Raw genomic sequence first — 21,601 nt, 5'->3', positions numbered from 1 at the left:
AAAACAGGCGAGCCAAATGCTCGCCTGTTTTTATATACGTAAAAGCTACTTAGGCAGTTTTACATTTAATGCTAACTCTTCGAGTGCTACCGGGTTAGCTGCACTTGGCGCACTGGTTAGTGGACAAGCTGCTGTGGCAGTTTTAGGGAAAGCCATTACATCACGAATTGAGCTTGCGCCGGTCATCAACATCACTAAGCGGTCTAAACCAAAGGCTAAACCTGCGTGTGGTGGAGCACCGTATTGTAGAGCTTCTAACAAGAATCCAAACTTCTCTTGTGCTTCTTCATCACTAATACCTAGCACTTTAAAGGCCGCAGCTTGCATATCTTGTTTGTGAATGCGCACACTACCACCACCCAGCTCACAACCGTTTAGCACCATATCATAGGCATTAGATAGCACACCTGCTGGAGACGCAGCCAGTTGCTCGGCCGATACACCGGCCACTGGAGCAGTGAATGGGTGGTGAATCGCGTGGAACTGACCATCCACTTCTTCAAACATTGGGAAATCTACAACCCAAAGTGGCTTCCACTCATCAGATACTAGGCCTAAGTCTTCACCCACTTTCAAACGAAGTGCGCCCATCGCTTCACATACAACGTTAGCTTTGTCTGCACCAAACAGAATTAGGTCGCCGTTTTGTGCACCAGTGCGCTCCATAATGCCTTGTGCAACCTCTTCGTTTAAGAACTTAAGAATAGGCGATTGTAAGCCTTCCATACCAGCTTCTAGGTCATTAACCTTCATCCAAGCCAGACCTTTAGCGCCATAAATACCTACGTACTTGCCGTAATCATCAATTTGCTTACGAGAAAGTGTTGCGCCACCAGGTACACGTAATACCGCTACACGGCCTTTTTCGTCATTTGCAGGACCTGAGAATACTTTAAACTCAACATCTTTAACTAAGTCAGCAACATCTACCAACTGCATAGGGTTTCGTAAGTCAGGCTTGTCTGAACCGTACAAACGCATTGCTTCTGCGTAAGTCATTTGCGGGAACTCGCCAAGATCTACGTCTAACATTGAAACAAACAGCTCACGAACCATTTGCTCGGTAACAGCCATTACTTCGTCCGAGCTCATAAACGAGGTTTCGATATCAATTTGAGTAAATTCAGGCTGACGGTCAGCACGTAAATCTTCATCACGGAAACATTTTACGATTTGGTAGTAACGATCCATGCCCGACATCATTAGCAATTGCTTAAAGATTTGCGGCGATTGAGGCAAGGCAAAAAACTGACCTTTGTGAGTGCGGCTTGGCACCAAGTAATCACGCGCACCTTCTGGCGTAGCTTTAGTAAGAATTGGCGTCTCAATATCTAAGAAGCCATTGTCTTCCATAAAACGACGAACAAAGCCGGTTACTTTGGCACGGAACACCATACGCTCGCTCATTTCAGGGCGACGTAGATCTAAGTAGCGGTATTTTAAGCGCTGCTCTTCCGAGTTATCTTGATTGCTATCTAATGGCAATGGTGCTGAACGGTTTAGAATCTCAAGCTCTAAACCTAACAATTCAACTTCGCCGGTACGCATGTCGCTATTTATCTGGCTATCTGGACGAGCACGCACGCGACCTTTTAGTCGAACACAAAACTCATTACGCAAGCTATTTGCTGTGCTAAATACGTCTTCACGATCCGGATCAAACACCACTTGCACAATGCCTTCACGGTCACGTAAATCGATAAAGATTACACCGCCCAAATCACGGCGTCGATTTACCCAACCCACTAAATTTATTTCTTGATCAACTAGCTCTTTGGTTACTTGTCCACAGTAAACAGTGCGCATTTGGCCTTTCCCGTTTTACGTTTTAAAATTTCAGCGAATAATCATCTTGAGCAAAGCTCTTGTTAGCTTTGTTCAGTGAAAGGGCGATAGTATAAAGGAAAGCGACTACAAATAAGAATAGTGATAGAGCAATAAATCTAGCGAAGGACTTAAATTTGCCAAAGACAAGCAGGAATTTGCTGGTTACAATAGCTCGCTTTACGATTATTAGCGCTTAATTCACACACGTTTTCTACGAGACTCCGCCATGCAAGGCAAAGATAAACTTTTCTCTCAACCCATTACACAGCTGGGCGAATTTAAATTTGATGATCAAGTTGCAGAAGTATTCCCCGACATGATTCAACGTTCAGTGCCTGGTTATAGCAACATCATTTCCACCATTGGACATTTAACGGAACAGTTCCACCAGCCTAATAGCAAGCTATATGATTTAGGCTGTTCTTTAGGCGCAGCCACACTTGCAATGCGTCGTGCAGTAAAACAAGAAAACGTAGAGATTGTTGCCGTAGATAACTCCCCTGCCATGGTTGAGCGCTGCCAAAAACATTTAGATGCTTTTCGTGGTTCTGTGCCAGTTGCCGTTATCTGCGAGGATATTTGCGATATTGAAATAAGTGAGGCGTCTGTAGTAGTACTTAACTTCACTCTACAGTTTGTTGCCCAAGAGCAACGTTTAACATTGCTGAAAAAAATCCACAAAGGCATGAAGGCTGGCGGAATATTGATTGTGAGCGAAAAGTTTCACTTTAGCCAAGCAAGTATTCAAGGCTTAATTAGCGAGCTTCATCTAGATTTCAAGCGAGCCAATGGCTATAGCGAATTGGAAATAAGCCAAAAACGCAGCTCGTTAGACAATGTATTGGTGCCAGACACTATTGAGCAACATAAACAACGTTTTGCCGACGCGGGTTTTTCGGCCAGTGAGCTTTGGTTTCAATGTTTTAATTTTGGCTCATTAGTGGCCATTAAATAACCTGGAGCTGGTTAGCCAAGCCTGCTCTCAAGCAAAGTGCAGGCTTTAGCTATTATGTAATTAACTCGCCAATAAGGCTGAGATTTTATCTGCAAAAGGTTGCAGGCTTTCATTGTCCACCATGTTTCTAGCGTGACTACGCGCTTCCGCTAAGGAGCCAGGAATAATATGGAAATGAATATGAGGAACCGTTTGCCCAGCAGCTGCACCATTAAATTGCACTAAACTTACACCGTCAGCATCCATGGCCTGCTTAACCGCTTTAGCCACTTTTTTCACCGTTTTTATGGTGGCAGCGGCAGCGTCATCAGACAGCTCGAGTAAGGTCTCAGCCGCTTCTTTAGGAATAACTAAGGTGTGGCCATCTGCTTGCGGCATAATATCCATAAACGCCAAGGTGTGCTCATCTTCATAAACTTTTAAACAGCTCATTTCACCACGTAAGATTTTAGCGAAGATATTGTTGTTATCGTAACTCATAGTCTTTATTCCTAAATATTTTAACTAGTTAGCAAGGTACTAAAGGAAGAGTAAGGCATTATTGCACACCTAAATCTTCTAACAAGTAAGCTTGGTCAAAATACCGTTCGCCAACAAAGCTTATGGCGTGGTCACCAAAGCGGCGTAAACTGCCCGGTTGTTTTACTCCCATTGGCCAAAAAAACCAACGCTCCAAGCGCTGCGAGCCATAAACATAGCCCTGCCTATCAAATACGCTTTGTGTCAGATCAGCTTTAGCCAATAAATTTAATTGTTGCCAAGCTAAAGACTGGTACTCAATGGTTTTTAGCTCAGTATTTTCTTCGGCCGGAGATAATCCCACAATTTGATGCGTATCGGCACTAATACTAATGCGCATTTTAGTTTGCGTATCCACCCTATGCATCAATACTGGTTCTTGGGCACTATCTTGCACAGCTTGATACGCTTGGCCATTTGGCAGCATGAGGGTATACCAGCAGCCACAAAGATGAATACTATCGTAAGCCAGTATGTTTAACTGAGGTGTTAAGTGAATACGAAAAACCACAGCGTCATGCTGCCCTGCTACCCAATCAACAGCGCTTAGTTTTGGCCGCTGTTTAAACCACATAACATAATTAAGTTGAATGGTGGTTTGCTGCTGGTATCTACCATAGCTAACAAGTGAGAAGCTAGTGGCTGTATCGGTATCTACTTGCAACTGCTCGCCCTGCCAAACCGGCTTACCTGGCAGATTGTCTTGACTCGAATTTTCTATTAGCCACTGTGGCGCAAACTTATTCAGCAAGTGCTGACCTTGCTGCTCATTACTTAACTGCCCTAAGTGATTCAAGCTTAAAGGCATTGCCAAGCCATGTTTAAGCGCTTTAGGGGTATAAAGTACTGCTTGGTCTTGCTTAAACCCAGAATAGGCTTTTAGTGATGCTTGCTCCCATTGCTCTTTTAAGCTCTGCTGTTCTTTTTTAACTGCACTGGCAAATGCTTTTGAGCTAAGTGGGTAAATGCCAAAAAACTTTGCGATATCTGAGTAATCATCATCTGGTAATAAGCGATTAAGCAGTTCTGCGCTTTGCGCTGATTGAGCTAAATATTGCTGCTTAGCTTTAGCCACACAACTTTCAATAAAAGTATCTGTTGAATACTCTGGATAACGCTGTTTCCATTCACCCATTTGTTGGCTGTTTAGGTTCTGCCACTCCAGCAGTAAGCCAGTTTTAGCTGCATCGCTCATGTAGGCGATAAGATCTTGCTGGCTAACATTTGAGCCGCTATCTCGCTCACTAATAAAGTTGTAAATAAAACGGTCGTAGCGCAAGCTAGGATGCTTAGCAATACGCTTGGCATTGAGCGTTCCCACCTCGCTGCTAAGTAACTGGTCTAAGTCAGTTAGCGCCCCTTCGCAAGGATACCACTCAGGCTTACTACTACAGGCTTGCATCAGTAAGATACCGAAGATTAATAGCCAATGCTTTAAGGCATTATTATTAGCACTCATGAAAAACGACCTATTCCTTTAATTCGTTCAATGCCAATTAAGCTTATTTGACTGCAGCAACTAAGTACATGCTAAACAATTTGCTAGGGGAAACATTCCTGTAACAAAAGCTTCATATAATCTCATTTTTGCTTATTACAGTAAGAATGATGACAGCAATAATTGAAATATTTATCACCTTTCTTCGCTTGGGTTTAGTCAGTTTTGGTGGCCCTGCTGCACATATTGGATTTTTTAAACAAGAGTTTGTTGATAACCGAAACTGGATGAGTCTGCAAGAATATGCAAACTTGGTTGCTTTAAGCCAGTTCCTACCCGGCCCAGGCTCTTCGCAAGTGGGTTTTGCTATAGGTTTACGCCGTGCCGGAAAGCTAGGTGCAATAGCGGCTTTTATCGGCTTTACCCTGCCCTCTGCAGCCCTAATGACAGCCTTGGCTCTAGCGGCAAGCTATAGCAATAATAATCCCTTAGTGTTGGGGCTAATCGCAGGTTTGAAAATTGCGGCTTTGGTTGTTGTAGTTGATGCTGTTCGCCAAATGTACGGTCAGTTTTGTAGTAATTTATATTTAAGTAGTGCTTGTTTTATCACTACTTCTGCTTTGTTATTGCTTCCAAATTTAAGTACTCAATTACTGTGTTTGGCTATTGCGGCAATTGCAGGTTTTTTCTTGCACAAGAAACTACTCGCACTTAAGCCCTTAGAACCCAAACAAAATAAACCATCCGGCACCATTAAACTGCCTTACTTACTGGTATTTGGTGCTTTGCTTTTACTGTCTTTTTTTGATCTACCACAGCTAGCGGCAAGTTTTAGTCAATTTTATCAAGCAGGCAGTTGGGTATTTGGTGGTGGTCATGTTGTTCTGCCACTGCTGCAACAAACATTAGTTAACGACGTAAACCAAGAGCAGTTTCTAACCGCCTATGCAGCAGCCCAAGCTATACCGGGCCCAATGTTCACCATTGCGAGTTACTTAGGAGCCATTGTTGGTGAATCTAGCCCTATTATGTATGCTTTAGTCGCCACTATCGCGATTTTTCTACCCGGTTTTCTATTGGTTTTAGCCTTTGTTGATGCCTGGCAAGCCTTAGCCAACAAGGCGAAGTTCTCAGCAGCAATGCAAATGGTGAACGCCGCAGTGGTTGGCTTACTTGTAGCGGCTCTGTATCAACCTATTTTTACCAGCGCCATCCACTCTAATGTAGAGGTAGTATTAGCCTTATTAGGCTTTTGCTTATTGCGAGTGTTTAAGTTGCCATTGTACGTAATGTTAATATGCCTCGGCGGTGCGGGATTACTATTCTTGAGATAAAGCAAAAGGCCTGCTTTGGCAGGCCTTTTAATATCAACGCGTTTATATTTTAAACGCCCCGACCTCTTTATGTAACTTATCAGCAATTTCATCCAACTCGGTAGCCCTTTGCGAGCTTCCAGCAGCTTGTTCTGCTAATTCTAGGGATGCATCTTGAATCCCTTGAGTATTTCGCCCTACTTCTTCGGTAACGGCTCTTTGTTCCTCGGCGGCACTGGAGATTTGAGTGGCCATATCACTAATATGAGTGATTGAATTAGTTATTTTTTCTAACATTTCTGCTGCTTTAGTGGCTTCTTCCACACTGATTTTAACCAATTGCTGACTCTCATCCATGGTCTGTACAGTGCTATGGGTATTCCCCTGTAATCGCTCTAACATTGCTTTAATTTCTTCAGTTGAGCTTTGAGTACGTTGCGACAAATTACGAACTTCATCTGCAACAACTGCAAAGCCACGTCCTTGCTCACCTGCTCGTGCAGCCTCAATAGCAGCATTTAGCGCCAATAAGTTGGTTTGTTCGGCAATACCCTGAATAGTCGATAGAATATCGCTGATTTCCTGGGTATTTCTCTCCAGCTCTTGCACGGTTTCAGCCGCGCCATCTAGCTGCCCGGCCAAGCTATTTACTTGCTGTTGGTTTCGTCCAATCAATACCTTACCTTGCTCACAAGAATCAGCAGATTCGCGTGCTGCCTCGGCAGTTTGCTCAGCATTATTAGCAACTTCATTAGCAGTAGCTGCCATCTCATTAACTGCAGTTGCGACTTGAGTAACTTCTGCTTGCTGGCGCTCAATCTGCAAGTTTGACTCGCTAGTTGAACTGTTTGTAAGCGCGGCAGCTTGCTGTAAACGGTCCGCATCTTGCGCGATGTCTTTCATCAATCCATGTAACTGATCGATAAATTGATCAATCCCATCGGCTAATGCACCTATTTCATCATTACGCTGCATGTTAATTCGTTTGGTTAAGTCACCATCTCCAGAGGAGAGTTCGTTAATCGCCTCACCTAATACTTCAATGGGCTTAAGCATCGTACTGATAACCTTAAGCATCACCACTGCAATAATCACAAATAAAATAACTGCAAAAATAACCGAACTTTGCACCATCGCTTTAACTGGCGCTAAAGCCAATGCCTTGTCATAAACAAATATTAAATACCAGTCGGTACCATCAATAGGGGTAATACTTACAAAGCTATCTTTACCACTCACCTGAAGCTCGCTCATTGCTGCAGAACGACCAGTTTGTTCAATAAAATCAGCACTCAATTCGGGGGCTAGTTCTGTAGCTTTTTTAAGGACAAGGTTAGTATCGCTGTGAATGACCACTAATCCTTGTTGATCAACAATCACCGGGTAGACCTGTTCACTGGCCAAATTTAACACCCGTTTAGTTACAACATCTAAACCCAAGTCGCCAGCGTAAACCCCACCATTAACACGCTGAGCGACCGAAATAACCATTTGCCCAGAAGTGGCATCAACGTAAGGATCAGAGATAAAAGAACCGTTTGCTTGTGCACCTTTGTACCAAGGGCGTGTTCGGGGGTCGTAACCATCTGGTAAGGTTTCACTGGGATCATGCATGGTCATTTCACCTTGACTACTGCCAAAATAAAAATAGATGAAATCACCACTTTGCTTGGCTTGTACCAAATCAGATACAAAGTTCGAAGAACCTGGAGTTGACGACACCCCTTTTGCGATAGCAAGCTTAGACTCAAACCACAAACTTACCTGATCGGTCGCAGCTTGAGCTAGTTGTTTGGCGTCCCCGGCAATATCTAAACGCGTTTCTTGAGATAATGTTCTTGCTTGAAACCAAGCTTGCACACCACTTAACACCGCTAACAAGATTAAGATTGTTAAGATTAAACGCTGTTTAATCGATAAGTTACCCATCAAATACCCCTTGCCAGCTTCCTGCTGTATTTATTGTTGACCATTTGCCTTGTTACTCTAAATTTGTGCTAGCATCAATTGTGCTTACACTAACCCTATGTATTTAATTATGATTTTGATAGAAAAAGCATCAGTTTTAGCCGCTCTCCTTAGCCTGTTTACCCAAGTGCATGCCGCTGTACAGGTGGAACAGTTGGATTACGACTCATTAGTTATCAATGACTGCTCGCAATCTGCTCTAACCATTGGCGCGACTCAGGCAGCGGTAATGACTCAAATTGAGAAACTTCCAAAACAAGCCGTTTCTATCATTAATGATAGTATCTTGCTGACAACTCTTCCCTCTTTAAATATCGGCGCTCAGGAACAAAACTATAGAACTTATTCGCTTATAGATAAAAAGATAAGCTTTAATTCAAACAGGAAGGGTGACTTTGTCTTATCTTATGCTTGGCAAGACACTCGCTTCGAATGGTTTAATGCTTATAATTCGAATCAAGGCCAACTTGTCCCTTCGCCTTATTTGGCTCTTACCCGTTATCAAAAGCAAACACTGGCGCTTGCGAGCATAACAACCTATAACAACCAACAACTAATTAGCGCATTAGATGATGATTTTATCGTTCAGCGTAGCCCTCTCATACTATTCGCCTACTTGACTGAGCCTCTAACAAAACAAGCTACCGATAAGTTCAAGCAGCTCGGAATACAGCTTCATTTACAAGATAATTTAATCATTGCCAGCAAAGCCATCGATGTGTGTGATAGCGGCCAATGGGTAAATTCAAATGGGCATCAAATCGCTTGGATACAAATAGATGATTGAAGTTAGAAGATTTAATGAACAAATAGTAATTTTAACTAAATATCTAACATGCTTTATCACCAACAGACACTAAAGCTTGCTACAATTAGCGAAATATACCCACGTAATATCAAGCTCTTGTAACTAATGATAGACTTCTCAGATTTTTACCAGATAATTGCCAAGAACCGCCTCAAACATTGGCTGTACACCTTGCCAGCTCAGCTAGGCGACTGGCAAAAAGAACATGCTCATGGTGATTTCCCCCGCTGGCAACGTATACTCAATAAGCTTCCTCAGCAAACAACCCATAACATTGAACTTAAAGAGAAAGTCAGTATTGGTAAGGCTGAAGAAATGCCTGATGGTGAGCGAAAAAAAATTGAGAGCTTACTACGTCACTTGCACCCTTGGCGTAAAGGTCCGTTTGATGTGTACGGCATCAATATTGACACGGAATGGCGTTCCGATTGGAAATGGGAACGTATCCGTAAGCATATATCTCCGTTAAAACATCGCTACGTATTGGATGTAGGTTGCGGCAGTGGTTATCACATGTGGAGAATGCTAGGAGATGATGCGGAGTTTGTAGTAGGTATCGACCCTTCCACCCTATTCCTCATGCAATTTGAAGCCATTCGAAACTTTGCTAACCATGACCAACGGGTTCATTTGTTACCCCTAGGTATTCAAGAGTTACCCAAATTACGCGCTTTTGATACGGTATTTTCTATGGGGGTACTTTATCATCGCCGCTCGCCAATGGATCACCTTATTCAGCTAAAAGAACAACTGCACAAAGGGGGCGAGCTGGTGCTTGAAACTTTAGTCGTGGATGGTGATGAGAACCAAGTGCTAGTGCCTGCCGGCCGTTATGGGAAAATGCCCAATGTTTGGTTTTTACCGAGCACTGCAGCGCTGCAATTATGGCTAGAAAAAGTTGGCTTTATCGACGTACGAATTGTCGATGTTGACATAACCTCTACAGAGGAACAAAGAAGCACGTCGTGGATGACTCACGAGTCGCTTGCAGACTACTTAGACCCCAATGATAATTCGAAAACTGTAGAGGGGCTACCGGCTCCCAAACGTGCTGTTTTAATTGCAATTAATCCAGACTAAACAGTTTTCATACGCTATGCTAAAACAATTACTTAAACTGCAATTTTTACTTTTGCCTAATGGATTTGAACTATGAAAAAGCTTTCGATAATTTCATTGTCTCTTGTACTTACTGCTTGTGCAAACCAACAAGCCTCTCAATATAACGACCATACCCTTGAACAATTATCAGCGCTTTCGGCCCAGCAAACGTCAGTATTAAACCAGTGCGAGTCAATTTCACAGCAATTAACTGCACAACAGCAACGCTTTGATCAACTGGAAGAAAAAGTAGTTGCCATAGTGCCAGCTCCGGTTGCATCAAAGTCACCTCCCCAAAACTGCAAACAAACTAATTACAAGCTTGGCAATAAGACGGTATTAGGCGAATCAGAATGGGTCAGCTTGGAACAACAAAAACAAGCCTTTCAAGCGCGAATAGATACCGGCGCAGCTACCTCATCACTTAATGCCACCAATATTGTAAAGTTTGAACGTGACGGTAAAAACTGGGTACGCTTTAACATGCGCCATAAAACCATTGACACCGATATTATTATCGAGCGACCAGTAGTACGCACTGCCGAAGTAGCTCAATCGTCAACCAACAAAGTCGACAAACGTCCGGTTGTTTCCATGTTAGTGAAATTAGGCCCTATCTCAGAAAACGCACAGTTTACTTTAACCGATCGCCGCCACCTTAGTTATCCGGTGCTACTAGGACGTAGCTTTCTAAAAGACATAAGCGTGGTAGATATAAGCCAAAAATTTACCCAAGCGAAGCCGACATTTAAGGATTAATGCCCATGAGTTCTCGCAATATATTTTACTTCATTGTCACTCTGTGCATGCTGATAGGAATAAGCATGACACTGTATCGCCATATCCAATTTGAAGTACCGTGGCTTCCTGGAGAAAAACGCCAAATTTGGTCAATTGAAGCGAAAGTAGAATTTGATGCTAAAGGCGAAAGCGTTGAAGCAGTGCTAGCATTACCACTAACCCAACGTGGTTACACTCGTATTCATGAATCTACAGCGTCATTAGCTTATGGCTTATCGTTTGTTAACGACCAAGATAATCCTCGCGCTATTTGGACTAAACGTACTGCCGATGGTCATCAAGAAATGTACTACAAGGTAGACTTTTTAGTTGATCCTAAAGCAGTAGATATATATCAGCCACAAATGCCTGATACGCCGTTTACTGAATATCCCGAACCATACTTCACGGCAGCTAATCACCTAGCTAAACAAGCTGAAGAAGTCTCTGCCGATGCATACAGTTTTACCAGAGAACTGATCAAAGCTCTAACGGATGAAACCGCCAGCAAAAGCCAAAACACAGGCTTAATTTTAGATTACAAACCCAAGAATCGCTTAGTGGTGGATTTGTTAAATAATGCACATGTTCCAGCTCGAATAGTACGAGGTTTACAATTAGAAGATGGTCGTCGTCGCCAAGGCATTACTGAATATATTCAGGTATTTAAAGATGAAAATGACTGGCAGATATTTGATTTAGCAACTGGTACTCAAGGCCGGCCTGAAAATACACTGTTATGGGAATACAATGGCAATAGTCTGCTAGAAGTTGTTGGTGGTAGAAACTCTCAAGTAACCTTCTCTATGTTACTGGTCGAGCAAAGTGCACAGTCAGCCGTTGCCCCTAAAATTAGTGAAGCAGATTTTCTTAATTTCTCTATTGATAGTCTCCCCCTAGAAGAGCAAGCACTATTTAAAGGCATTTTGCTTATTCCAATTGGGGTTTTAATCGTGGTTTTGCTGCGCGTACTTGTAGGCCTAAAAACCTCAGGTACCTTTATGCCAGTGCTTATCGCCATGGCATTTATGCAAACTTCATTAATCACAGGTTTAATCGGATTTTTGCTAGTAGTTGGCACTGGCTTAGTGATTCGTGGCTACCTATCCCACCTGAACTTACTCTTAGTCTCGCGAATATCAGCGGTGATTATTACGGTGATCGGTATCATCTCTATTTTCAGTGTAATAAGCTTTAAAGTAGGTTTAACTGAGGGCTTGAAAATCACTTTCTTCCCGATGATCATTCTTTCTTGGACCATCGAGAGAATGTCTGTTCTGTGGGAAGAAGAAGGGCCAAAAGAAGTTTTAATGCAAGGCGGTGGCAGCCTACTGGTAGCCGTTCTTGCTTTTCTAGCGATGAACAACGACTACGTTCGCCACTTAACCTTTAACTTTATGGGTATTCAATTTATTGTTTTAGGTATTATCTTAATTCTTGGTAACTACACTGGATACCGCCTACTAGAATTGCGCCGCTTTAAACCCCTTGCGGATAGGGAGGGCTAATGCTTAGTCAATTCACTAGCCCTTTTAAACTTGCTCGCAAGGGCATAATGGGGATGAATCAGCGCAATACTGGTTATATTAGTCGCTATAACCCACGTAAGCTTTATCCGCTGGTAGACAATAAACTTAAAACCAAAATCATTGCTCAGCGTGATAATGTCACCATACCTGCACTTATTGGCGTGGTGCGAACTCAGCATGACATTCAATCAATCATTCCCTTATTACACAAACACCCTGGTTTTGTGATTAAACCGGCTAAAGGCTCGGGCGGTAAAGGAATTTTAGTTATCACTAAACAAGAGTCTGGGGTATTTTTTAAACCCAGCGGCGCTCCCGCTCACGAAGAAGATGTTAAGCGTCACTGCTCTAATATATTAGCGGGCTTGTTCTCACTAGGTGGCAGCCCAGATGTGGCAGTAATCGAAGCCTTAATTGAATTTGACTCTTGTTTTGATGGGTTTAGTTTTGAGGGTGTGCCAGACGTTCGAGTCATCGTCTTTCAAGGTTACCCTGTTATGGCAATGATGCGGCTTTCTACAGCGGCCTCAGACGGTAAAGCTAACTTGCACCAAGGCGCTGTTGGCGTAGGCATCGACATTGGTTCAGGACGAGCGTTACATGCTGTGCAATTTGATAGACCTATCGAAAAACACCCCGATACAGACCGACCGCTTAAAGAGCTTGTTGTCCCTCATTGGCAACGTCTGCTTGAGTTAGCTTCTAGCTGTTACGAAATGTCTGGAATGGGTTATCTCGGCACGGATATGGTTTTAGACAAATCCAATGGCCCTATGCTGTTAGAGTTAAATGCTCGGCCTGGCCTAGCAATTCAAATCGCAAACGGCGAGGGCATTCTGCCACGCCTGAAACTTGTAGAAAAAATAGTTGCTGAAGGAGTCAAACACGACCCGCTTGAGCGAGTAGAGTTTAGTAAAACAGAGTTCTCTAGGTAAATTTACATCTTGCACTCAAATAAAAAGCACCCTAATTGGGTGCTTTTTCAGGTGTTAATAACGCTTTTCGATGCTAATTGTCTTCGTTGTGTAACTCGAGACTTGCCACTTCTTCGTGAGCCTGAACAGCCTTTGCATCATTGTTACGTAGCTGATCCAAATAGTTCAAGTAGTCTTGGTCAATATCGTTAGTTACATATTTCCCGTTGAATACTGAGGTCTCAAAAGTTTGGATCTCAGGGTTGCTTTCACGACAAGCCACAATTAGGTCTTCTAAGTCTTGGAAAATTAGACCGTCAGCACCAATCAACTGGCAAATTTCGTCAACTTCTCGACCATGAGCAACTAACTCGTTAGCCGAAGGCATGTCAATGCCATATACGTTAGGGAAACGGATTTCAGGAGATGCTGATGCAAAGTAAACCTTGTTTGCGCCTGCTTCACGCGCCATTTCAATAATCTGCTCTGAAGTGGTACCACGAACAATCGAGTCGTCAACTAACAGTACGTTTTTGCCTTTAAACTCTACATCAATCGCGTTTAGTTTACGGCGAACTGACTTACGGCGTTGCGTTTGACCCGGCATAATAAAGGTACGGCCAATATAACGGTTTTTAACGAAGCCTTGGCGATACGGTAAATCGAGATGCATGGCAATTTGTAAAGCCGTGTCACAGGATGTCTCAGGAATTGGGATCACAACATCAATATCTAAATCATCCCATTCGCGAGCAATTTTCTCGCCTAACTTGGTACCCATGTTAACGCGAGCACCATATACCGAAATTTTATCGATGATTGAATCAGGGCGAGCAAAGTATACATACTCAAAAATACACGGGTTGTGAGCCGCATTTTCTGCACATTGCTGAGTGAATAACTGGCCATTTTCCGTCACGTACACCGCTTCACCAGGTGCTACGCTACGCACAAACTCAAAACCAACTGCATCAAGAGCAACACTTTCTGAAGCAACCATATATTCCATCTTTTCTGGATTTTCGTCACTTACTTTTTTACCAAGCACTAAAGGTCGAATACCGTTAGGATCTCGGAATGCCACCATGCCTTGGCCAATAATTAAGGCCGCAACCGCATAGGCACCGCGAACTTTCTTATGCACACGACTAACCGCTGCGAACACTTGTTTTTCACATAGTTCATCTTCAACAATGTTATCTAGCTCATGAGCTAGTACATTAAGCAGCACCTCTGAGTCAGACGTAGTGTTGATATGACGACGAGCACGCTTCGCCATCTCTTCACGCAGCTCTTTAGCATTGGTTAAGTTGCCATTATGAGCCAAGGCTAAACCAAATGGAGAGTTAACATAAAAAGGCTGAGCTTCTGCTGCACTAGAGCTACCTGCGGTTGGATAACGCACGTGGCCAATACCCAAATTACCACGTAAACGCTGCATGTGTTTAACTTCGAACACATCTCTTACCAATCCGTTGGCTTTGCGTTGTTTAAACATGCCTTCGGTAATAGTAACGATACCCGCAGCGTCCTGACCACGATGCTGTAAAACTGTTAGCGCATCATAAATCGCTTGGTTAACGGGACTAGCACCGACAATGCCGACAATACCACACATGAAGCTTTTCCTTATTAAGATTGGTAGTTATCTAAAAAACTAGAAGAATCTTTTAAAAACTCAAAAAACCATTGAACAATCACAGTGAACTCAGGAATCAATAACGACCCTTTCCACCATGAGGATTCTGGAAAACCGGTAAACGATAATACAAACAGCAAAGCGCTTACCACTAGCGCCCCTCGGATAGCCCCAAAACAAATCCCTAGTACTCTATCGGTACCGGTTAAACCTGTTGAGTTGACCAAGTGACTAAATAAATAATTAACCAGCGCACCAAGTATAAGGGTGGCTATAAACAGCAAAACAATGGCTATACCACTGCGATAATAGGGGTTTTCAATGAGAGTGAAGTAACTGGATAGGTCGTGATAAAACTGCGATGCGATGAAAAAAGCCGCTACCCAAGAGACCAGCGACAGAGCCTCTTTAACGAAGCCGCGAACCAAGCTAATTAATGCCGACAATACTATTACGCCGATGATGACGTAGTCTACCCAAGCCATAAATTTTCTACTTGTTGAAAAACGCTGCGAATTCTACCAGAAACAAAAATAAAATGCGTACATGTATTTTTTCATACTTATTGAAACAAAGGATCAAACTCGCGAATTTTTCCGCTTAAGCCAGTGAGTTCCTTCAATTTACTTTGTTGCTGTTCTAATGTTTTTTTAGATACATTGGGCCCTACAAACACCCTGTTTAACTCGCCTTCTACAGCAGGTTCTGGATATGAGTGAGCTTGAAAACCGGCTTCTCTTAGCTTTGCAACCAAACGCGTAACATTCTGAGAGTTTTTAAACGTGCCCAGTTGAACAATATAGGCCGGCTTGGCAAATTCAAGCTGTGGTGCATCCACTGGTTCAGTGGCTGGCTTTGTTTCACTAACTGTCGAAGTGCTCGTTGCCTGTTCCGAACTAGCTGCTTGCTTTGTGCTACTTTCATCACCTGCAACCTCAGTAACGAACTCTTGTTCATTGGGCAAGTCGATAAGCAGAGGGGGGAGTGAGTCAACTTTTGGCGCAAAAGGGATCGCATTGAACTCTTCTTCAACTCGCGTTTTTTTTCCATCAAGAATATCAGGAATAATGATTACTCCCAACGCGACCAAGAAGATGGTGCCCACTAAGCGGTTTTTAAACTGTGCAGTCAATGTTAACTCTCTGCTGTTGCTGAAGAAGACAATTCTAATATCTCGGCCACGGTAAAAAAAGAACCAAACACAATTAACATGGTGTTATCGTCTAATAGTTTGAGGGCAGCAGAATAAGCCTGAGATAATTGCGGGTAACGAGTTAGGTTTGCTTGAGAAGCGAGGCAACTCGCCAATGCACTACCATCGTCACCACGAGGTCCCGCTAAACCGCTAATATGCCATTGTTCTACCATGCCCACTAAGGGTTGTACCGACTGTTGCATATCTTTGTCACCCAGCATCGCGCACAGCGCAATAACTTTACGGCCATTAGCTAGCGAGGGTAATTGAGAGGCTAAGTAGTTAGCAGACTGCGGATTATGTGCCACATCTACCACGACCAAAGGCTTGTCAGAAATGACTTGCAAGCGACCAGCCAGTTGCCACTCTTTGATTGCTTTCGACAAATCGGCGCTAGGTATTTCAAGCCCAAGGTGTTCTAAGGTAGCAATAGCAGTGCCCGCATTCACTAAAGGCAAACGAGGATAAGGCAGACCTTGGTAAGTCAGCTTTACGCCACGATATGCCCAGCTATCCGCCTCTTGTTCTAGCTGATACTCTTTCCCTGCGGCTAATTGATTACAGTTGAGTTGTGCCGAACACTCCAAGACGCTGGCAACTATATTACTGTCCCCTACTACCACTTTACCGTTTTCACGAAATATACCGGCTTTCTCGCGACCAATTTGCTGTATGTCGTCACCCAACCAATCTACATGATCAACTGCAACGGTTGTAACCACACTCACATCGGGCTCAACAATATTGGTAGCATCTAAACGTCCGCCTAAGCCGACTTCTAAAATGACATAATCCAAAGGCTGCTGGGCAAACATCCAAACGGCAGCTAGCGTACCAAACTCAAAATAACTTAAGCTGGTTTCTTGGCGAAGCTCTTCAATAGCAGAAAATGACTGGCAAAATGCATCGGCTTCGGGCAGTTGACCGTTTATTCTGACTCGCTCTCGATAGTCAAGGATATGTGGTGAGCTATAAACACCGACTTGATACCCTTGCGCAACCAAAATCTGTTCAAGTAGCGCACAGGTAGACCCTTTACCATTAGTGCCCGCCACCGTAATCACCGTAGCATCTAAATGACGAAGTTTCGCATACTCTGCCACTTTAGCTACTCGCTCTAGCCCTAGGTCTATAGCACTGTGATGCTGAGCTTCCAAATAACAAAGCCAGTCTGCAAGAGACCGGCTTTGAGCTTCTTTCTTTAACGACATATTATTCTTTTTCGTTGGCAGAAATAGTCGGTCCTAAATCTTCATCAGCATCGATAGGCTCAACCAACACCTCTGTATCAGTGCTTACAATGCCCATCATTTTTGAAGCCATTTCAGCAATACGATCACGCATGTTACGGCGGTCAATAATGATGTCGATAGCGCCTTTCTCGAGCAAAAACTCACTGCGTTGGAATCCTTCGGGTAGTTTCTCACGAACGGTTTGTTCAATAACGCGAGGACCAGCAAAACCAATTAACGCTTTTGGCTCGGCAATATTAATATCACCCAGCATTGCAAAGCTGGCAGATACACCGCCCATGGTCGGATCCGTAAGCACTGAGAAATACGGTAAACCTTTTTCACGCATTTTAGCCAAAGCCGCCGAAGTTTTCGCCATTTGCATTAGCGAGAACAAGGCTTCTTGCATGCGCGCACCACCGCTAGCAGAAAAACAAATCAAGGCGCGGTTTTCTGCTAGGCATTTATCTACTGCGGCTACAAAGCGTGCACCCACTACCGAGCCCATAGAGCCCCCCATAAAGGCAAACTCAAATGCACAAGCCACCACAGGCAAGCCTTTCAACTCACCTTTGATTACTACTAATGCGTCTTTCTCACCGGTATTGCGCTGAGCGCTAGCAATACGGTCTTTATACTTTTTACTGTCTTTAAACCTAAGTTTATCGCGAGGCTCTAACTCTGCAGCTAATTCTTCACGACCATCTTTATCTAAGAAGGCTTCTAAGCGATCACGAGCACCAATACGCATGTGATGGTCGCACTTAGGGCAAACATTGTGGTTACGTTCTACCTCTGCACGGTATAAAGTTTGCTCACAGGAAGCACACTTGGTCCATACACCTTCTGGAATATTGCGTCGCTTGCCAGAAGCACTTTTACTTTTCGGAAGAATTTTCTCTAACCAACTCATCGGGAACCTTACTTCTCAATAGGCGATTAAATCGCCGTGATAACAGAATGCATTGAATGGCGGCAATTAAACCACAATTAGCCACAATATTTTACATAAAACTGGTCTAACCCTTCATTATCGTACAGTTTTTTTTAACTTGCTGGCAAAAACAACGGCCCAATGGGTAAATTAGGTAAGTCGAATTCCTTGGGGTAATCAACTTGTACCAAATACAGACCAGCTGCTTTGGCTGTGGCCGCTGCTTGAGTGCGATCTTTCAGTGCTAACAATTCAGCTATCCACTCCACGGGCCGCTCTTGCTGCCCTACTTTCAATAAACTACCAACAATATTTCTAACCATGTGATGCACAAAAGCATTCGCTTTAATATCCACCACTACATAATCGTTGTAGCGGCTTACTTTTAAGTGTTCAACTCGGCGGTATGGACTGCGACTCTGGCACTGCACAGCGCGAAAAGAGGTAAAGTCCTGCTCTCCAAGCAGTGCTTGCCCTGCTTGTTCCATCAACTCAATATCTAGCGGCTGATGATAAAAGCTCAGACCTTGATTAAGGATTGCGGGGCGAAACTGGCTGTTATAGATAACGTAGCGATAGCGACGAGCGGTAGCGCTAAAACGCGCATGAAACTCGTCACTAACTGGTTTAGCCCAACGCACTGCAACGTTTTTCGGCATGTTTGCATTTACGCCCAGTGTCCATGCTGCCATCTTACGCTCAACTGGCGAATCAAAATGTATTACTTGCCCTGTAGCATGCACCCCAGCGTCAGTTCTTCCAGCGCATTGCACTTCTATAGGACTATTAGCCACAATAGATAAACTAGCTTCTAGCTCTTGTTGAATTGACTGAACGTCTCGTTGGCGTTGCCAACCAAAATATCCGGCACCATCGTATTCGATGCCTAAAGCGATGCGCATAAATTACCACTAGATAGTATCTTTGGCGGCTATGATAAAAAAATGGCAGCTCAAAGTCACCGCTTTATCAGCGATACCCGTTAATAGCAAAAACAAAAAAGGCAGTGATGTTATCACTGCCTTTTCCCGTATTGCCAAGTTTTAGCTAAAGCGAGAAAGTAACTCTTCAGCTTCCTTTTTCAAGCTTTTATCATCACTAATTAAAACTTCTTCCAGAATTTTCTTTGCACCATCTTGATCATCAATTTCCAAGTAGGCTCTAGCTAAGTCAAGTTTGGAGGCCATTTCTGCGTTTACATCCACATCAACAGCTTGCTCTTGCGGGAGTACATCAGGGAACGAATCTAGCTCCACATCTAAGCTAGGGCTATCGTATGGGTCGACTTCATCGTTATTTTCTTCATCAGCATCATTTAAAAGCATATCGATATCGACAAACTCTCGCTCTTCTATATCGCTGCGTGAGGGAAGATCTTCCTGTTCCGCTGCTTGAGCATCTTCATTAAATGCATCAGCGCCAAAGCTAGCAAACATGCTATCAATATCGTCATCTGAAACTTCATCCTCACCATCACTATCAGCTTCAATAACAGTGTTTTCAGTTTCAGCAATAGGTTCTAGCTCTATGTCTACAACTTCATTATCGAAACCGGCAATATCTGTAACATTATCAGCTGCGGCATCCTCTTCCGCCTCGATAGAGGGGTCTTCAAGTTCAAGTTCAGTTAAATCAACAAAGTCATCGTCTAAGTCAAAAGCTTCGGGTTCTAAACTTTCCGCAACGTCCGGCTGCTCAATTTCACTGGTTTCTTCTGCAAGACTTAAGGCTTCCAAATCTGCCGCGGCATCTTCGAGAGTACTAGGTTTTTCTATGCTAGCTAAGTCATCTTCATCCAGCTCACCGGACAGGTCGATGTTGTCTAAATCAACCTTTTCTTGCTCGCTAACTTCAGATAACTCTGCTTCCATTTCTTGTTGCTGTTTTAGCGCATCTTCGAATGAAAGTTCATCGTCATCAGCAGGACTGTCTTCACTTACTTCAAATAAGTCTTGCTCATCATCCATAGATAACGCAGCAGCCAAATCGTCAGCACTAATTATCGAGTCTGTATCTTCTTCACTAACTTCTTCTTCAAACTTATCATCTAGAGACGGCACTAAGTCATCAGACTCAAAAGCGTCCAAGGCAGCCATTTCACTATCATCTAATGAAATCTCAGTGATAGGCTCTCCATCACCTTGTGCAGCTGCAAAGTCCTCAAAACTCGCTTCTTCAATTTCTGGCTCTAAATCATCTACATCGTCTTCAAAACTATTAGGCTCAGGAATGCTTTCATCAACACTAAGGTCAGGCTCATCTTCCTCAAACTGACTATTTAAATCCTCGGTTTGCTCATCCTCAGGGTCTAAGTTGTCACTAAACAACTGCGAAAACTCATCATTTTCATCATCCATCAGATTGATGGTTGATTCGGCCATTTCTTTATCTTGCTCTTCAAGTTCTTTTTTGGCCTTACGTCTAAATAGCAAGGTAATCACAAGCGCAACAAGCAAAATTGGAATAAATATCGCCAAACCAATGTTTAACGGGGATGAGAAGAAACCTGCATTATTTCGCTTGTCCATCTCGTTGGCTTCAACTTTTGGTTTTTCAAGCAATTGTAGAATTTGCGTTTGATTGCGGCGGTTTTCGTTCAATTCTTCGCGGATGCTGGCTAGCTCGTCACTTAATTCTTGAATTCGCATTTTCATGCGATGATTTACTTCAGCCAGACCCACCATTTGTTGGCTAGATTGATCCATTTGCTGTTTTAGTACATCAAACTCTTGGCGTTTTAACTGCTCTAGCTCGTCAATTCTCGTTTCTAGGCGATCACGTAAGGAGTCTAAATCTTTTTGGGTTTTCTCTAAGGCTCCAGCATCTGCCATTGGGCGAGCGGGAGTAACCGCCTTAGGCGTAGCAACTGGCGTAGTCGTTGTGGTCGTTGTTTGTGCCACCGGCTTATTTACAACCACTTTGTTGGTTTTTTTCGGCGCTAAGGCTCTTACCGCAGCTTGATGACTTACAGCTTGCGCTTCATCTGTAGTGGGAAGAGTTAGGTAGCTACCGCTAATAATAGAGTTGATATTGCCATTATTGAAGGCTTGCGGATTTTTATTCAATATTGCGAACATCATTTGATAGACGCTAATTGAACGGGAAGGACGATTTAAACTGGCAATAGCCCATAATGTGTCATTGCTACGCACCGGCCCGTATGTTTGCTGTTCAGGTTCACCAACAACTTCATCTGGCCCTACTAGCTCGACATAAAAGGTACCCGTTTCTTGTGCGATGGCTGTACTGAGAGTTGAAAATGATAAAACAGCCGACAATGCAACGAGGGAAATCTTCCGCCCCATAGTTTTTCCTTGTTTTCTTCCTGAAGACTGAATCGCTTCAATCCTTTGTTATTGCTTTAATATAACCAGCTAACAATCAGCGATCTAGCGAAACAACTAACAGTTTACGCCTAGATCGCATTTTACTACGCTTTTCCTCAACTA

Annotated in this window: 18 protein-coding genes; 7 read left to right on the top strand and 11 right to left on the bottom strand. The window is 43.4% G+C overall.

Annotated elements, in window-relative coordinates; translation table 11 throughout:
- Positions 1 to 45 precede the first annotated feature (45 nt).
- Positions 46 to 1,806 (bottom strand): aspartate--tRNA ligase, encoded by a 1,761-nt coding sequence (gene aspS / locus K5L93_RS18410; protein ID WP_220721144.1) that lies wholly within the window; start codon positions 1,804 to 1,806, stop codon positions 46 to 48.
- A 247-nt stretch (positions 1,807 to 2,053) separates the two neighbouring features.
- Between aspS and cmoA the strand changes: the two genes are divergently transcribed.
- Complete coding sequence (gene cmoA / locus K5L93_RS18405) at positions 2,054 to 2,782, top strand: carboxy-S-adenosyl-L-methionine synthase CmoA (protein ID WP_220721143.1); 729 nt, start codon at positions 2,054 to 2,056, stop codon at positions 2,780 to 2,782.
- A gap of 60 nt (positions 2,783 to 2,842) precedes the next feature.
- Here cmoA and K5L93_RS18400 read toward each other — a convergent pair whose 3' ends face one another.
- Entirely contained in the window at positions 2,843 to 3,262 is a 420-nt protein-coding gene (locus tag K5L93_RS18400; RefSeq protein WP_220721142.1) for an HIT family protein, read from the bottom strand.
- 58 nt (positions 3,263 to 3,320) lie between these two features.
- On the bottom strand, positions 3,321 to 4,760 hold the full coding sequence (locus K5L93_RS18395) for a hypothetical protein (protein ID WP_220721141.1): 1,440 nt from the start codon (positions 4,758 to 4,760) through the stop codon (positions 3,321 to 3,323).
- A 149-nt stretch (positions 4,761 to 4,909) separates the two neighbouring features.
- On the opposite strand from K5L93_RS18395, the gene chrA reads away from it, so the two are divergent.
- The gene (chrA, locus tag K5L93_RS18390; RefSeq protein WP_220721140.1) at positions 4,910 to 6,073 is read left to right on the top strand and encodes a chromate efflux transporter; all 1,164 of its coding nucleotides are present in this window, start codon (positions 4,910 to 4,912) and stop codon (positions 6,071 to 6,073) included.
- 42 nt (positions 6,074 to 6,115) lie between these two features.
- Here the strand turns inward: chrA and K5L93_RS18385 are convergent, their stop codons facing one another.
- Entirely contained in the window at positions 6,116 to 7,981 is a 1,866-nt protein-coding gene (locus K5L93_RS18385) for a methyl-accepting chemotaxis protein (RefSeq protein WP_220721139.1), read from the bottom strand.
- Between the two features lie 109 nt (positions 7,982 to 8,090).
- On the opposite strand from K5L93_RS18385, the gene K5L93_RS18380 reads away from it, so the two are divergent.
- The 5 genes from K5L93_RS18380 (at position 8,091) to K5L93_RS18360 (ending at position 13,173) form a co-directional block, all read left to right on the top strand.
- A complete protein-coding gene (locus K5L93_RS18380; protein ID WP_220721138.1) occupies positions 8,091 to 8,807 on the top strand; it encodes a hypothetical protein in 717 nt (238 codons plus the stop codon).
- 126 nt (positions 8,808 to 8,933) lie between these two features.
- On the top strand, positions 8,934 to 9,908 hold the full coding sequence (gene cmoB, locus K5L93_RS18375; RefSeq protein ID WP_220721137.1) for a tRNA 5-methoxyuridine(34)/uridine 5-oxyacetic acid(34) synthase CmoB: 975 nt from the start codon (positions 8,934 to 8,936) through the stop codon (positions 9,906 to 9,908).
- A gap of 72 nt (positions 9,909 to 9,980) precedes the next feature.
- Positions 9,981 to 10,688 (top strand): ATP-dependent zinc protease family protein, encoded by a 708-nt coding sequence (locus K5L93_RS18370; protein ID WP_220721136.1) that lies wholly within the window; start codon positions 9,981 to 9,983, stop codon positions 10,686 to 10,688.
- Positions 10,689 to 10,693: 5 nt separating this feature from the next.
- A complete protein-coding gene (locus K5L93_RS18365; protein ID WP_220721135.1) occupies positions 10,694 to 12,217 on the top strand; it encodes an inactive transglutaminase family protein in 1,524 nt (507 codons plus the stop codon).
- Positions 12,217 to 13,173 (top strand): alpha-L-glutamate ligase-like protein, encoded by a 957-nt coding sequence (locus K5L93_RS18360; RefSeq protein WP_220721134.1) that lies wholly within the window; start codon positions 12,217 to 12,219, stop codon positions 13,171 to 13,173. The genes K5L93_RS18365 and K5L93_RS18360 overlap by 1 nt, the downstream gene beginning before the upstream one ends.
- Before the next feature lie 73 nt (positions 13,174 to 13,246).
- On the opposite strand, the gene purF is transcribed toward K5L93_RS18360, so the two are convergent.
- From purF to K5L93_RS18325, 7 genes are all read right to left on the bottom strand, one after another.
- Positions 13,247 to 14,770, bottom strand: coding sequence for an amidophosphoribosyltransferase (purF, locus tag K5L93_RS18355; protein WP_220721133.1), 1,524 nt, complete (start codon positions 14,768 to 14,770; stop codon positions 13,247 to 13,249).
- Positions 14,771 to 14,784: 14 nt separating this feature from the next.
- Positions 14,785 to 15,276, bottom strand: a complete 492-nt coding sequence (locus tag K5L93_RS18350) for a CvpA family protein (RefSeq protein WP_220721132.1) — start codon at positions 15,274 to 15,276, stop codon at positions 14,785 to 14,787.
- Between the two features lie 77 nt (positions 15,277 to 15,353).
- Positions 15,354 to 15,923 carry an SPOR domain-containing protein gene (locus K5L93_RS18345; protein ID WP_220721131.1) on the bottom strand — a complete coding sequence of 190 codons (570 nt, stop codon included), beginning with the start codon at positions 15,921 to 15,923 and terminating at the stop codon, positions 15,354 to 15,356.
- 2 nt (positions 15,924 to 15,925) lie between these two features.
- On the bottom strand, positions 15,926 to 17,197 hold the full coding sequence (gene folC / locus K5L93_RS18340; RefSeq protein ID WP_220721130.1) for a bifunctional tetrahydrofolate synthase/dihydrofolate synthase: 1,272 nt from the start codon (positions 17,195 to 17,197) through the stop codon (positions 15,926 to 15,928).
- A 1-nt stretch (position 17,198) separates the two neighbouring features.
- Entirely contained in the window at positions 17,199 to 18,131 is a 933-nt protein-coding gene (accD, locus tag K5L93_RS18335) for an acetyl-CoA carboxylase, carboxyltransferase subunit beta (protein WP_220721129.1), read from the bottom strand.
- 134 nt (positions 18,132 to 18,265) lie between these two features.
- The gene (truA, locus tag K5L93_RS18330; protein WP_220721128.1) at positions 18,266 to 19,054 is read right to left on the bottom strand and encodes a tRNA pseudouridine(38-40) synthase TruA; all 789 of its coding nucleotides are present in this window, start codon (positions 19,052 to 19,054) and stop codon (positions 18,266 to 18,268) included.
- A gap of 141 nt (positions 19,055 to 19,195) precedes the next feature.
- A complete protein-coding gene (locus K5L93_RS18325; RefSeq protein ID WP_220721127.1) occupies positions 19,196 to 21,457 on the bottom strand; it encodes a FimV/HubP family polar landmark protein in 2,262 nt (753 codons plus the stop codon).
- Positions 21,458 to 21,601: the final 144 nt, after the last annotated feature.

It is taken from the genome of Agarivorans litoreus (assembly GCF_019649015.1).
GTDB classification, from domain to species: Bacteria; Pseudomonadota; Gammaproteobacteria; order Enterobacterales; family Celerinatantimonadaceae; genus Agarivorans; species Agarivorans litoreus.
The sequence above is the reverse complement of the archived record's forward strand: the minus strand, read 5'-3'. Positions and strand labels throughout refer to the sequence as shown.

Coding starts and splice junctions, on each gene's coding strand:
- K5L93_RS18370 (WP_220721136.1), top strand. CDS start 9,981: ATGAAAAAGCTTTCGATAATTTCATTGTCTCTTGTACTTACTGCTTGT.
- K5L93_RS18385 (WP_220721139.1), bottom strand. CDS start 7,981: ATGGGTAACTTATCGATTAAACAGCGTTTAATCTTAACAATCTTAATC.
- accD (WP_220721129.1), bottom strand. CDS start 18,131: ATGAGTTGGTTAGAGAAAATTCTTCCGAAAAGTAAAAGTGCTTCTGGC.
- truA (WP_220721128.1), bottom strand. CDS start 19,054: ATGCGCATCGCTTTAGGCATCGAATACGATGGTGCCGGATATTTTGGT.
- chrA (WP_220721140.1), top strand. CDS start 4,910: ATGACAGCAATAATTGAAATATTTATCACCTTTCTTCGCTTGGGTTTA.
- K5L93_RS18400 (WP_220721142.1), bottom strand. CDS start 3,262: ATGAGTTACGATAACAACAATATCTTCGCTAAAATCTTACGTGGTGAA.
- K5L93_RS18380 (WP_220721138.1), top strand. CDS start 8,091: ATGATTTTGATAGAAAAAGCATCAGTTTTAGCCGCTCTCCTTAGCCTG.
- folC (WP_220721130.1), bottom strand. CDS start 17,197: ATGTCGTTAAAGAAAGAAGCTCAAAGCCGGTCTCTTGCAGACTGGCTT.
- aspS (WP_220721144.1), bottom strand. CDS start 1,806: ATGCGCACTGTTTACTGTGGACAAGTAACCAAAGAGCTAGTTGATCAA.
- K5L93_RS18325 (WP_220721127.1), bottom strand. CDS start 21,457: ATGGGGCGGAAGATTTCCCTCGTTGCATTGTCGGCTGTTTTATCATTT.
- cmoA (WP_220721143.1), top strand. CDS start 2,054: ATGCAAGGCAAAGATAAACTTTTCTCTCAACCCATTACACAGCTGGGC.
- cmoB (WP_220721137.1), top strand. CDS start 8,934: ATGATAGACTTCTCAGATTTTTACCAGATAATTGCCAAGAACCGCCTC.
- K5L93_RS18350 (WP_220721132.1), bottom strand. CDS start 15,276: ATGGCTTGGGTAGACTACGTCATCATCGGCGTAATAGTATTGTCGGCA.
- K5L93_RS18360 (WP_220721134.1), top strand. CDS start 12,217: ATGCTTAGTCAATTCACTAGCCCTTTTAAACTTGCTCGCAAGGGCATA.
- K5L93_RS18395 (WP_220721141.1), bottom strand. CDS start 4,760: ATGAGTGCTAATAATAATGCCTTAAAGCATTGGCTATTAATCTTCGGT.
- K5L93_RS18365 (WP_220721135.1), top strand. CDS start 10,694: ATGAGTTCTCGCAATATATTTTACTTCATTGTCACTCTGTGCATGCTG.
- purF (WP_220721133.1), bottom strand. CDS start 14,770: ATGTGTGGTATTGTCGGCATTGTCGGTGCTAGTCCCGTTAACCAAGCG.